10 protein-coding genes are annotated in these 12527 nt (G+C 53.7%); 4 read left to right on the top strand and 6 right to left on the bottom strand.

Annotated elements, in window-relative coordinates:
* Window positions 1–5: 5 nt before the first annotated feature.
* The 3 genes from efeO to putP form a co-directional block, all read right to left on the bottom strand.
* Window positions 6–1133, bottom strand: coding sequence for an iron uptake system protein EfeO (efeO, locus tag OOJ59_RS04110; RefSeq protein ID WP_038639562.1), 1128 nt, complete (start codon window positions 1131–1133; stop codon window positions 6–8).
* Window positions 1134–1191: 58 nt separating this feature from the next.
* The gene (gene efeU, locus OOJ59_RS04105; protein WP_160956338.1) at window positions 1192–2025 is read right to left on the bottom strand and encodes an iron uptake transporter permease EfeU; all 834 of its coding nucleotides are present in this window, start codon (window positions 2023–2025) and stop codon (window positions 1192–1194) included.
* Between the two features lie 950 nt (window positions 2026–2975).
* Window positions 2976–4484 (bottom strand): sodium/proline symporter PutP, encoded by a 1509-nt coding sequence (putP, locus tag OOJ59_RS04100; protein WP_038639556.1) that lies wholly within the window; start codon window positions 4482–4484, stop codon window positions 2976–2978.
* A 421-nt stretch (window positions 4485–4905) separates the two neighbouring features.
* Here putP and putA point away from each other — a divergent pair, with 421 nt between their 5' ends.
* Together putA and OOJ59_RS04090 are read left to right on the top strand one after the other, a co-directional pair.
* On the top strand, window positions 4906–8868 hold the full coding sequence (putA, locus tag OOJ59_RS04095; protein ID WP_160955926.1) for a trifunctional transcriptional regulator/proline dehydrogenase/L-glutamate gamma-semialdehyde dehydrogenase: 3963 nt from the start codon (window positions 4906–4908) through the stop codon (window positions 8866–8868).
* Window positions 8869–8926: 58 nt separating this feature from the next.
* A complete protein-coding gene (locus OOJ59_RS04090) occupies window positions 8927–9322 on the top strand; it encodes a lysozyme inhibitor LprI family protein (RefSeq protein ID WP_160955925.1) in 396 nt (131 codons plus the stop codon).
* Here OOJ59_RS04090 and rutR read toward each other — a convergent pair.
* From rutR to OOJ59_RS04075, 3 genes are all read right to left on the bottom strand, one after another.
* A complete protein-coding gene (gene rutR / locus OOJ59_RS04085; protein ID WP_038639547.1) occupies window positions 9319–9957 on the bottom strand; it encodes an HTH-type transcriptional regulator RutR in 639 nt (212 codons plus the stop codon). The two genes, OOJ59_RS04090 and rutR, sit on opposite strands and share 4 nt — an antisense overlap.
* A gap of 58 nt (window positions 9958–10015) precedes the next feature.
* Window positions 10016–10930, bottom strand: a complete 915-nt coding sequence (locus OOJ59_RS04080; protein ID WP_110498406.1) for a DMT family transporter — start codon at window positions 10928–10930, stop codon at window positions 10016–10018.
* 162 nt (window positions 10931–11092) lie between these two features.
* Entirely contained in the window at window positions 11093–11266 is a 174-nt protein-coding gene (locus tag OOJ59_RS04075) for a general stress protein (protein ID WP_003036022.1), read from the bottom strand.
* Between the two features lie 386 nt (window positions 11267–11652).
* On the opposite strand from OOJ59_RS04075, the gene wrbA reads away from it, so the two are divergent.
* Both wrbA and OOJ59_RS04065 read left to right on the top strand, forming a co-directional pair.
* Entirely contained in the window at window positions 11653–12249 is a 597-nt protein-coding gene (gene wrbA / locus OOJ59_RS04070; RefSeq protein ID WP_003036019.1) for an NAD(P)H:quinone oxidoreductase, read from the top strand.
* Window positions 12250–12269: 20 nt separating this feature from the next.
* Window positions 12270–12497, top strand: a complete 228-nt coding sequence (locus OOJ59_RS04065; protein ID WP_038639537.1) for a YccJ family protein — start codon at window positions 12270–12272, stop codon at window positions 12495–12497.
* The last annotated feature ends 30 nt before the right edge of the window (window positions 12498–12527 follow it).

Here is a 12527-nt window from a genome sequence, read left to right as displayed (position 1 = left end):
AGTGCTTAATCCAGACCCAGAACACCGCGTAATTGAGACAAGTCTTCCGCCAGCGTCGTGATTGGCCCTTTCAGCGCATTGCGATCGGCATCGGTCAGTTTGTCATAGGTTTCAAAACCGTCTTTAGTACGGTACTTGCTCAGAATGGTATCGACTTTTTTGAAGTTCGCATCCACCTTCGCTAACAGTTCAGCATTGGATTTTTGTAACTGAGGACGCAGGAGATCGACAATTTTCTGCGCGCCATCAACGTTGGCCTGGAAATCCCACAGATCGGTATGGCTGTAGCGATCTTCTTCCCCACTGATTTTGCTGGCTGCGACTTCTTCGATCAGCCCTGCCGCGCCACCTACCACTTTAGACGGTGGGAAGGCCAGCTCGCTAATACGCGTTTGCAGGTCAAGGACATCGTGGTTTAACTGGTCGGCATACTTGTCCATCCCTTTGGTGGTATTGTCACCGAACAGCGCTTTTTCCAGACGGTGGAAGCCGGTAAATTTCGGATCGGCAGCTTTTTGTTCGTAATCATCTTCCCGCGCATCAATACTGCCATCGAGATCGGAGAACAGTTCGGCAATCGGTTCAATACGCTCGTAGTGCTGACGCGTTGGCGCATACAGGGATTTTGCTTTTTCCACATCGCCGGCTTTAATCGCATCGGTGAAGGCTTTGGTGCCCGCTACCAGTTGCGCGGTTTCTGCCGTCACGTAGGCTTTGTACTCGGTAATCGCGCCGCCCAGACTCAACAGAGCATCACTGTGCGCGGCATCCGCTGTAGCGCTTCCTTTTACAATCAGTTTGCCTTTCGGGTTGGTCAACAAACCACAGGTCATATCATATTCGCCAGGCTGCAGGTTGGCCGTCATTTTCTGGCTAAAGCCCGGCGCAATGTTTTCGCGCTCTTCAACCACCATAACGCCTTTGAGGATCTCCCACTCCAGCGCTTTCTGGCTGTGGTTCTGGATGATGAACTGCGTTTTCCCGGCGTTAACCGTGATCGTCATCGGCTCACACTGTTTATCGTTAACCGTGACTTTCACCTGCGGAATATCGGCGGCTTGTGCAGAAAAAACGGATGCAAACAGCGTGGCAATACCCAACTGCAGCGCACTACGGCGAAAATGAAACGTCATAACCTGGTCCTTTGAATAAGTATGTTGTAACTAAAAAGTATTCCGCATCGCGTTGTTTTTAAGGTGCGGTACGCGATGCCGTAGTGCCTGAACGCGGCGGTAGCGCAAAAATAATGAATGCCGGAATCAGGTAGATAAACCAGACAGCCACTTCACTCACGCTTGGCGCCTCCTGATAGCCGAAGATTCCTTCCATCAACGTGCCAAACAGCGAGTGCGTCGAAAGTACGCTGCTTATGTCAAACGCCACATCCTGAAAATGATTCCATAACCCGGCTTCGTGGAAGGCGCGGATGGCTCCAGCGGCAAGTCCGGCGGCCACCAGCAAAATGAACATACTGGTCCACTTGAAGAATGCCCCGAGATTGAGACGAATACCGCCGAGGTAAATCAGGTAACCCAGTACCACCGCGGTGGCCAGCCCCAGCATCGCGCCCAGCGGCGGCCAGATGCCGACATCCTGCTGAAACGCCGCCAGCAGGAAGAACACCGACTCCAGCCCCTCGCGGGCGACAGCAAAAAAGACCATCATCACCAGTGCCCAGCCGTGATGGTTGCCGCGCTGTAACGCGTTATCGACAGCCTGTTCAAGCTGGACTTTGACGTTACGTGAAACTTTACGCATCCAGAACACCATCCAGGTGAGGATCACCACAGCAATGACCGCCACGATGCCTTCGAACAGCTCCTGCTCTTTTTGCGGAAATTCCCCGGTGGTTTCGTTGATGAAAATCCCTAACGCCAGGCATAACGCCGCCGCCAGCAGCACACCAATCCACATCACACCAATCCAACGGCCACGCTGAGTCCGTTTCAGGTAGCTGGCAATCAGGCTGACAATCAGCGCGGCCTCTAACCCTTCGCGCAACATAATTAGAAATGGAACAAACATGCGAAGAACCCTTAAACGTTATTCTCAGTCAATTGATGCAAAGAAAAGTAAATTACAGTGATAGTGATTATCATTACAGAAAGGAAAAACTCAAGCAGAATGTTTTGAGAATGATGACTGAATGTAAAAGGTTAGGCAGGTAATGGTTATAGCGAGCTTGCAGCGTAGGTAATAAAAGCCCCCCACATGCGTCAATGTCATTAAGTTAACGCCTCTATATCAGAAAGCATCAACCTGTATTCGCGAAGGTAATGAACATGCTATTTCAGAGAAAGGATTCCGTTCACCTCATGTACATCGTTTCTCTGAAACACCGATTCCTGTGAACGTGTAAAGGGCGTTCTCCGCCACGCCCTTTACAATCCCGGCTCCCGGCGGGAAAATTGCCGCTCCGCGGTCCCCTCCGTTTATTCCTCCAGGCGACCGGGCCGGGCGCGAGGTAGCGTCCCTGCAAAGCGCGCCCTGAGCCAGCATCCATGCTGGCTCTCCCGGCCTTACGGAAACACGTCGGCAATTTTCAGCCGGACCAGCCACACCTGACCCCCTGTGTTTTTATTTGAATATGTTGAACAGCAAAAAAGATTTTACTGAAAGTCAGAGCGTTGAAGCGATGACCCCGGTCCGGCTGAAAATCGATGAGGCGTTGACGGCTGACCGGGTCTGTCCGCAGGGATGCGGACAGAGGGGACGGCCTGCAGGGACGCAGACTCGGCCCCGACCCGACAGGCAGACGGCATAAGACGAATAGCTCGCGCAGCGACGATTTTCCCGCCGGGAGCCTGGGATGCAAGGGAGGCGGCGGTGAGCCTCCCTTGCACGTTCACAGGTATAGCGATATCAGAGAAGCAATGCACATAAGGTGAACGGAAACTAATTCAGGGTAAAACGTTCTCCATACATGCTTAACCGAACAGTATTGCGCACGCGGCGGGCCTGAGGACAAAGGTAGATTATTCTGCCTGTAAACGAGACGGCGGCGCGGAGTGATAATGCGCGTCAGCCTCGGCAAAACGTTGCTGCATTGCGGTTGATGGCGCTTTACCCAACAGACTAAAGACGACAATACCGATGCTGCCGAAAATAAAGCCAGGGATGATTTCATACAGACCCAGCCAGGCAAACTGCTTCCAGACGATTACCGTCACCGCGCCGATGATCATCCCTGCCAGCGCGCCGTTGCGGGTCATGCGCGACCACATTACCGAGAACAGAACCACCGGACCAAACGCCGCGCCAAAGCCTGCCCAGGCGTAGCTTACCAGACCCAGCACACGGTTCTCCGGGTTGGCCGCCAGCGCGATGGACACCAGGGCCACAACCAGCACCATGATACGACCAATCCACACCAGCTCTTTCTGGCTGGCATTTTTACGCAGGAACGCTTTGTACAAATCTTCGGTGATTGCGCTGGAACACACCAGCAACTGGCAGCTCAGGGTCGACATCACCGCCGCGAGGATCGCAGACAGCAGAATACCGGCAATCCACGGGTTGAACAGGATTTGCGCCAGTTCAATAAACACACGTTCAGCGTTCTGGTTAACGGCACCTGCCAGCGACGGGTTGTTATTAAAGTAAGCGATACCGAAGAAACCAACGGCAACTGCGCCGCCCAGACACAGGATCATCCAGGTCATGCTAATACGACGTGCATGCACAATACTATGGTGAGAATCTGCCGCCATAAAGCGCGCCAGAATATGCGGCTGGCCAAAGTAGCCCAGGCCCCAGCCCATCAGAGAAATGATGGCAACAAAATTCAGCCCTTTGAACATGTCTACGTTCTCAATGCTCTTTTGTTTAATCACTTCCAGCGAATCATCGAATCCCCCCACGCCGATAATGACCATGACCGGTGTCAGGATCAGAGCAAAGATCATCAGGCTGGCCTGAACGGTATCAGTCCAGCTTACCGCCAGAAAACCACCGATAAAGGTATAAATGATCGTCGCAGCCGCCCCCGCCCACAGTGCTGTTTCGTAGCTCATGCCAAAGGTGCTTTCAAACAGACGCGCCCCTGCCACAATCCCTGAAGCACAATAGATGGTGAAAAACAGCAGAATAACCAGCGCGGAGATAATCCGCAGAATGCGGCTTTTATCTTCAAAGCGACCGGTAAAGTAATCCGGTAACGTCAGCGCATTGTTATTGTATTCGGTGTGTACGCGTAAACGTCCGGCCACCAGCTTCCAGTTGATCCATGCGCCCAAAATAAGGCCAATGGCGATCCAGCTTTCTGAAATCCCCGACAGGAAAATTGCGCCTGGCAGCCCCATCAGCAACCAGCCACTCATATCGGATGCGCCAGCGGATAACGCGGTCACGAATGGACCCAAACTGCGTCCACCCAGAATGTAATCGTCAAAGTTTTTGGTTGAACGCCATGCAATAAACCCTATCAATATCATGCCGAAAATATAGACACAGAATGTCACTAACATCGGTGTGCTAATAGCCATCAAAACTCTCCAAAATTATGTATCAGCAATGCCGTGGCTTGCCGTTTTATTACCCTGCCGGAACGTGGCAAAGATATCTATGTTTACCAGGCGACCGTATCCTGCCGGAAGCGATGGTCATTCACAATCGATTTAACACACCATTTACATCAAAATTGATCCAGAGTAGATAGCATTTTTCTGTAGGTTGCACTCTCTCACACTTTTCTTGGTTGCACCTTTGAAAAGTGTTAACTACCGCAGAGAAAAAGATTCCGTAATTTTTATTCGCCCTGTCACGAACACCAACTTTATTAACATTTCATTCATTTTCAAGCTTGCAAACCACGTCACATTTAACACAGTTGCACAAAGTTGCAACATAGTGGATATTTCTCGGTAACTATCAGACCCGTATTTCAGTACAACAGGAGTAAACGGCATGGGAACCACCACGATGGGGGTTAAGCTGGATGACGCCACTCGCGAGCGTATTAAAACAGCCGCATCACGAATCGATCGCACACCGCATTGGCTGATTAAACAAGCCATCTTTAATTATCTTGAAAGACTGGAAAACGACGATGCGCTTCCTGAACTGCCGGCACTGCTGGCAGGCGCGGCGAATGAGGGCGAGGAGTCAACCACGCCGCAGAATGAAACGCATCAGCCTTTCCTGGAATTTGCCGAACAAATTCTGCCGCAGTCCGTTTCCCGTGCGGCAATCACCGCCGCGTACCGCCGCGCCGAAACCGACGCCGTGCCAATGCTGATGGAGCAGGCACGTCTGCCGCAACCCATCGCCGAGCAGGCGCATAAGCTGGCGTACGATCTGGCCGACAAACTGCGTAACCAGAAGACCGCCAGCGGTCGCGCCGGAATGGTACAAGGTTTATTGCAGGAGTTCTCCCTTTCTTCGCAGGAAGGCGTGGCGCTGATGTGTCTGGCCGAAGCCCTGCTGCGTATTCCCGATAAGGCAACCCGCGATGCGTTGATCCGCGACAAAATCAGCAACGGTAACTGGCAGTCGCACATTGGGCGTAGCCCGTCTCTGTTCGTTAACGCGGCGACCTGGGGACTGTTGTTTACCGGTCGTCTGGTTTCTACGCATAACGAAGCCAGCCTCTCCCGCTCGCTCAACCGTATTATCGGCAAGAGCGGCGAACCTTTAGTGCGTAAAGGCGTCGACATGGCGATGCGCCTGATGGGCGAACAGTTCGTCACCGGAGAAACCATCGCCGAAGCGCTGGCTAACGCACGTAAACTGGAAGAAAAAGGTTTCCGCTACTCCTACGACATGCTGGGCGAAGCGGCGCTAACCGCCGCTGATGCTCAGGCTTATCTGGTTTCTTACCAGCAGGCGATCCACGCCATTGGTAAAGCGTCTAATGGACGCGGCATTTATGAAGGGCCCGGTATCTCTATTAAGCTGTCGGCGCTGCACCCGCGCTATAGCCGCGCGCAATATGACCGCGTGATGGATGAACTCTATCCGCGCCTGAAATCGTTGACACTGCTGGCCCGTCAGTACGACATCGGTATTAATATCGACGCCGAAGAGGCTGACCGACTGGAGATCTCCCTCGATCTGCTGGAAAAACTGTGCTTCGAACCCGAACTGGCGGGCTGGAACGGTATCGGCTTTGTTATCCAGGCCTACCAGAAGCGCTGCCCATTTGTTATCGACTATCTGATCGATCTCGCTACCCGCAGTCGCCGCCGCCTGATGATCCGTCTGGTTAAAGGCGCATACTGGGATAGCGAAATCAAACGTGCGCAAATGGACGGTCTGGAAGGCTATCCGGTTTATACCCGTAAGGTGTATACCGACGTTTCCTATCTGGCCTGTGCGAAAAAACTGCTGGCCGTACCGAATCTGATCTACCCGCAGTTCGCCACCCATAACGCCCACACGCTGGCGGCGATTTATCAGTTAGCGGGGCAAAACTATTATCCTGGTCAGTATGAGTTCCAGTGCCTGCACGGTATGGGCGAACCCCTGTACGAGCAGGTTACGGGCAAAGTCGCGGATGGCAAACTGAACCGTCCATGCCGTATTTATGCACCGGTAGGTACACACGAAACCCTGCTGGCGTACCTGGTGCGTCGTCTGCTGGAAAACGGCGCCAACACCTCGTTTGTCAACCGCATTGCTGACACCACCTTGCCGCTGGACGAACTGGTTGCCGATCCGGTCGAAGCTGTGGAAAAACTGGCGCAACAGGAAGGCCAGACAGGTTTACCGCATCCGAAGATTCCCCTGCCGCGCGACCTGTACGGTAAAGGCCGGGAAAACTCAGGCGGACTGGATTTGGCTAACGAACATCGTCTGGCCTCGCTGTCCTCTGCCCTGCTCAATAGCGCGCTGCAAAAATGGCATGCCAAACCGATTCTCGAGCAGCCGGTTGCTGACGGTGAAATGACGCCGGTCGTTAACCCGGCCGAGCCAAAAGACATTGTCGGCTACGTGCGTGAAGCGACTCATAGCGAAGTGGAACAGGCATTACAAAACGCCGTTAATAATGCGCCAATCTGGTTTGCGACGCCGCCACAAGAGCGCGCCGCTATTTTGCATCGCGCTGCCGTTCTGTTGGAAGGCCAGATGCAGCAATTAATTGGCATTCTGGTACGCGAAGCGGGTAAAACCTTCAGCAACGCCATTGCAGAAGTGCGCGAAGCGGTAGACTTCTTGCACTATTATGCAGGCCAGGTACGCGATGACTTCGATAATGAAACCCATCGTCCGTTAGGCCCGGTAGTTTGTATCAGCCCGTGGAACTTCCCGCTGGCCATTTTCAGCGGACAGATTGCCGCCGCGCTGGCCGCAGGCAACAGCGTACTGGCAAAACCAGCGGAACAAACCCCGCTGATTGCCGCCCAGGGTATCGCTATTTTACTCGAAGCGGGCGTACCGCCAGGCGTGGTACAACTGTTGCCAGGCCAGGGCGAAACCGTCGGGGCGCAGCTCACTTCCGATGAGCGCGTACGCGGCGTGATGTTTACCGGCTCGACGGAAGTCGCCACGCTGTTGCAACGCAATATCGCGACCCGCCTTGATGCTCAGGGCCGTCCAATCCCACTTATCGCCGAAACCGGTGGCATGAACGCGATGATCGTCGACTCCTCAGCGTTAACGGAACAGGTGGTGGTAGACGTGTTGGCTTCTGCTTTTGACAGTGCCGGACAGCGCTGCTCCGCGCTGCGCGTCCTGTGTCTGCAGGATGATATTGCCGACCACACGCTGAAAATGCTGCGCGGGGCGATGGCGGAATGCCGCATGGGTAATCCGGGTCGCCTGACTACCGATATTGGGCCGGTTATCGATGAAGAAGCCAAAGCCAATATTGAGCGCCATATTCAGGCCATGCGCGCCAAAGGACGTCCGGTATTCCAGGCCGTGCGTGAGAACAGTGACGATGCGCGGGAATGGCAAACCGGTACCTTTATCGCTCCGACGCTTATCGAGCTGGAAAGCTTCGATGAATTACAAAAAGAGGTGTTCGGTCCGGTACTGCATGTCGTGCGTTACACCCGTAACAATCTGGGCAGCCTGATTGAACAAATTAATGCCTCCGGCTATGGCCTGACGCTGGGCGTCCACACCCGTATTGATGAAGCCATCGCTCAGGTCACGGGATCTGCACATGTGGGGAACCTGTACGTTAACCGTAATATGGTTGGCGCCGTTGTCGGGGTGCAGCCATTCGGTGGCGAAGGCTTGTCAGGAACCGGACCAAAAGCAGGTGGACCGCTGTACCTGTACCGCCTGCTGGCTAACCGCCCGGAGAATGCGCTGGGCATTACGCTTGCCCGTCAGGATGCAGACTATCCTGTCGATGCGCAGCTCAAAGCGGCTCTCGTGCAACCGCTGGAAGCCCTCACCGAATGGGCCGCCGATCGTCCGTCGCTGCGTGCGCTTTGCCAGCAGTTTGGTGAACTGGCGCAGGCCGGAACGCAACGTCTGCTGCCAGGACCAACCGGCGAGCGCAATACCTGGACGCTGTTACCGCGCGAGCGCGTACTGTGTATCGCTGATGACGAGCAGGATGCGCTGGTGCAGGTTGCCGCTGTGACTTCGGTGGGAAGCTTGATCCTGTGGCCGGATGATGCGTTCCATCGTGAACTGGCAAAACGTCTGCCAATTGCAGTCTCCGGGCGGATTCAGTTTGCCAAAGCGGACAACATCGCCACGCAGCCGTTTGATGCCGTGATTTTCCATGGCGATTCCGATCAGCTTCGCGCGCTGTGTGAAGCGGTGGCGGCCCGTGAAGGAGCGATTGTGTCGGTTCAGGGCTTTGCCCGCGGCGAAAGCAATATCCTGCTTGAAAGGCTGTATATTGAACGCTCCCTGAGCGTCAATACCGCCGCCGCCGGAGGCAACGCCAGCCTGATGACAATCGGCTAAGGTTGTGGTTAATTAAGGCTCCGGTAACGGGGCCTTTTTTATAAAGTCAGAGGGAAACATGAAACGAATTTTACTGACATGTGCAGCGCTGCTGCTGAGCGGCCAGGCGCTGGCAGATGACTGCGTCAACGCGAATAATCAAGCTGAAATGAACACCTGTGCGGCAGAGCAGTTTAAAGCGGCCGACGCCAAACTTAATGAAACGTATCAGAATGCGCTGAAGCGCGCCGCCCCGACCCAGCGCGATTTACTGAAAAAAGCGCAAACTTCGTGGATAACCCTGCGCGATGCAGACTGCGCGTTAATCAGTTCCGGTACCGAAGGCGGAAGCGCCCAGGCGATGATTTCCAGCCAGTGTTTAACGGATAAGACCAACGAGCGCGAAGCGTTTCTCGCCTCGCTTTTACAGTGTGAAGAAGGCGATTTAAGCTGTCCGCTACCGCCTGCCAGCTAACGCACGCGGATCCCTTCGATAATCATCCGCTGTACGCTCTCAACGGTCTGGTTAAAAAAGGCTTCATCACGCAGCGTTGCGCCCGTTACCGCCTCTACCTGTGGGGCAAAGTCTGCATAATGCTGTGTTGAAGCCCAAATCATGAAAATCAGATGGTGCGGATCGACAGGAGCCAGTTTCCCACTGCTGACCCATCCGGCAATCAACGCGGATTTCTCATCAATCAGCGTTTTAAGATCGCCCGTTAATTCAGCCATCAACAATGGCGCGCCCGCCAGCATCTCCATGCAGAATAACCGGGAAGCCTGCGGGTAATCGCGCGACACTTCCAGCTTCAGGCGAATATATTCTTTAATGGCCACCAGCGGCGCAAAGTCTTCGCGAAACGCCTTTAGCGGTGCCAGCCAGATGTCGAGGATTTGCCGTAAAACGGCAATATAGAGCACCTCTTTTGACGGGTAGTAATAGAGCAGATTCGTTTTTGACACCCCCGCCTGCTCTGCCACCTGTTCCAGACGCGTACCATGGATCCCATATTGGGAGAAGATATTTAATGCCGCGGTTAAAATAGCCTGACGTTTTGCACTGACGGCCTGCGAGCGTTTACCGTTTTTTTTCTCTGCGCGTTGGACCATGCGCCCTCTCCTTCTTGTGAGGGCGTCAGCATACCAAATCACACGGTGAATGGTTAAATTAAAGCGATTCAGGAGGCGCCGCCTGCGGCTGCGCTTTTTTCTTCTTGAACTTCAGTTCGCTGACCAGCACGCCAACAATAATGAATGCCGCGCCTAACAAAGCCAGTAGCGGTAGGCGTTCACCCGCCAGACGACCAAAGATCCCCGCCCACACCGGCTCTCCGGTGTAGATGACCGTCGCCCGCGTCGGCGAAACGCTGCGCTGCGCCCAGTTCATGGTGACCTGAATAATCGCGCTAAATATTCCTAATCCCAGCGCGACCACCAGCAATCCTGTCGACATCGGCGGTACAGCCTCTCCTGCCGGGGCCATGGCAATAAACGCCGCCACAGAAGCGGTTGCCAGTTGCACCACCGTTACCCGACGCACATCTACTTTTCCCGCCCACGCGCTAATCAAAATAATTTCTGCCGCAATCGCCACCGCGCCCGCGAGCGTGATCCACTCACCTTCACCCAGCGCCAGTAAATTTCCCCCCGGCCCGGCAAGAAAAATCAACCCGATAAAGGCCAGTACAATCCCGACACACGGCATCAGGCCAGGCATACGCCCCAGGCACAGCCATTGCAACAGCGGCACCAGCGGTACGTACATCGCGGTAATAAACGCCGATTTACTGCTGGGAATAAACTGCAAGCCCCAGGTTTGCAGGCTATAGCCCAGCGCTATCGCAATGCCGATCGCCACGCCAGCTTTAAACTCCAGCCAGGTCAGCTTATGCAGCGTTCGCCACGACAGAAGCGCAACGGCCAGCGCGGCAGTAGCAAAACGCACACCGACAAAGAAAAAGGGCCCGCTCAGAGTAACGGCATATTGCACCGCCAAAAACGTTCCACCCCAGAACATGGTGATCACAATGAGGATCGCCTCCTGAGGTTTAACCGAAAAGGAATAACGAGAAAGTAAAGACATGAGACACCCGATTAACAGAATGTCATTAGTCTGCGTTGCGTTTTGTTACAGTTCAACCTTGCTGACAAAAAAAACCGCCGGATGATCCCGGCGGCGGTGGCTTCGTGACGGCTAAGATGAAACACGAGACCGTCACGACATAACTAACAGGCAATGCAATAATTACGATTTATTGTTGCCGTGGCTATTTTTGCCCCCTTTCTTGCCTGCTTCTGAAGCGCGTTGCGGGTCATTCTTGAAGTTGCCCCCGCTGTGCTGGCCACCTTTTCGACCTGCTTCTGATGCTCTTTCGCGGTCTTCCGCAAAGTTACCGGAACCGCCTCGATGGTTTGCCATTACTGACCTCCGTCATTGATTAGACATCATATTGCATAGGTACTGAGGAGTGATACCTCAACGCAGCGTCTGGGCGAGGCCCTTGTTTTCACTGCGTGGAATTAAGCTTAGCGAAGACCGGCCTGTTGACCAGCAAACTGTAATATCCTGCAACAGGATCCGCTGCATGATCAAAATAATAACAAGAAGAAATCAATAAGCCTTTCTTATGACTACCAAATTTCGCACGGTTAAATATGTATCATTTTGCAACAAAAGAGGATGTTATAAAAATTGTTATAAATCAAAGAAGTGTTTGTGAAATTTGCACTCCTGACAGTACGTCATATCTTTATAGGTAGGTAGCGAATCGCTACGGACACGGTTAACTCGAGGAGTAGTGTAAAATGGCAAAAGTTCTGGTGCTTTATTATTCCATGTACGGACACATTGAAACTATGGCCCATGCAGTTGCAGAAGGCGCGAATAAGGTAGACGGCGCGGAAGTCATCATTAAGCGTGTACCGGAAACCATGCAGCCTGAGATTTTCCTCAAGGCGGGCGGTAAAACACAAAATGCACCAGTCGCCACCCCGCAAGAACTGGCTGATTACGACGCCATCATTTTTGGTACCCCCACACGCTTTGGCAATATGTCCGGCCAGATGCGTACTTTCCTTGACCAGACCGGCGGGCTGTGGGCTTCCGGCGCGCTGTACGGCAAACTCGCCAGCGTATTCAGCTCAACGGGGACCGGCGGCGGTCAGGAACAAACCATTACCTCAACCTGGACGACGCTTGCCCATCATGGGATGGTGATTGTGCCGATCGGCTACGCAGCGCAAGAGCTGTTTGATGTCTCACAGGTTCGCGGCGGTACGCCTTACGGCGCAACCACTATCGCCGGAGGCGACGGCTCCCGTCAGCCAAGTCAGGAAGAGTTGTCTATCGCCCGCTATCAGGGTGAATATGTCGCAGGTCTGGCAGTAAAACTCAACGGCTAATCTTCAACAGGAGGATTCGAATGCCAACTCAAGAAGCGAAAGCCCATCACGTCGGTGAATGGGCAAGTCTGCGCAATACATCGCCGGAAATAGCCGAAGCCATTTTTGAAGTCGCGCATTATGACGAGAAACTGGCGGAAAAAATTTGGGAAGAAGGTAGCGATGAGGTGCTCATCAAAGCCTTTGAGAAAACAGACAAAGATTCGCTCTTTTGGGGTGAACAGACTATCGAACGCAAAAACGTCTAGCGCTCTGACTCCCCCGCTCGCACGGGGGAG

Origin of the sequence: Citrobacter sp. W9 (genome assembly GCF_026719375.1) — a bacterium.
Classification (GTDB): Bacteria; Pseudomonadota; Gammaproteobacteria; order Enterobacterales; family Enterobacteriaceae; genus Citrobacter; species Citrobacter werkmanii.
This window is presented reverse-complemented; position numbering and strand designations above follow the sequence as displayed.

Bases quoted from the DNA above. Each gene is read 5' to 3' on its own strand.
- OOJ59_RS04080 (WP_110498406.1), bottom strand. From the start codon at position 10,930: ATGTCTTTACTTTCTCGTTATTCCTTTTCGGTTAAACCTCAGGAGGCG.
- rutR (WP_038639547.1), bottom strand. From the start codon at position 9,957: ATGGTCCAACGCGCAGAGAAAAAAAACGGTAAACGCTCGCAGGCCGTC.
- efeU (WP_160956338.1), bottom strand. From the start codon at position 2,025: ATGTTTGTTCCATTTCTAATTATGTTGCGCGAAGGGTTAGAGGCCGCG.
- putA (WP_160955926.1), top strand. From the start codon at position 4,906: ATGGGAACCACCACGATGGGGGTTAAGCTGGATGACGCCACTCGCGAG.
- wrbA (WP_003036019.1), top strand. From the start codon at position 11,653: ATGGCAAAAGTTCTGGTGCTTTATTATTCCATGTACGGACACATTGAA.
- putP (WP_038639556.1), bottom strand. From the start codon at position 4,484: ATGGCTATTAGCACACCGATGTTAGTGACATTCTGTGTCTATATTTTC.
- OOJ59_RS04075 (WP_003036022.1), bottom strand. From the start codon at position 11,266: ATGGCAAACCATCGAGGCGGTTCCGGTAACTTTGCGGAAGACCGCGAA.
- OOJ59_RS04065 (WP_038639537.1), top strand. From the start codon at position 12,270: ATGCCAACTCAAGAAGCGAAAGCCCATCACGTCGGTGAATGGGCAAGT.
- OOJ59_RS04090 (WP_160955925.1), top strand. From the start codon at position 8,927: ATGAAACGAATTTTACTGACATGTGCAGCGCTGCTGCTGAGCGGCCAG.
- efeO (WP_038639562.1), bottom strand. From the start codon at position 1,133: ATGACGTTTCATTTTCGCCGTAGTGCGCTGCAGTTGGGTATTGCCACG.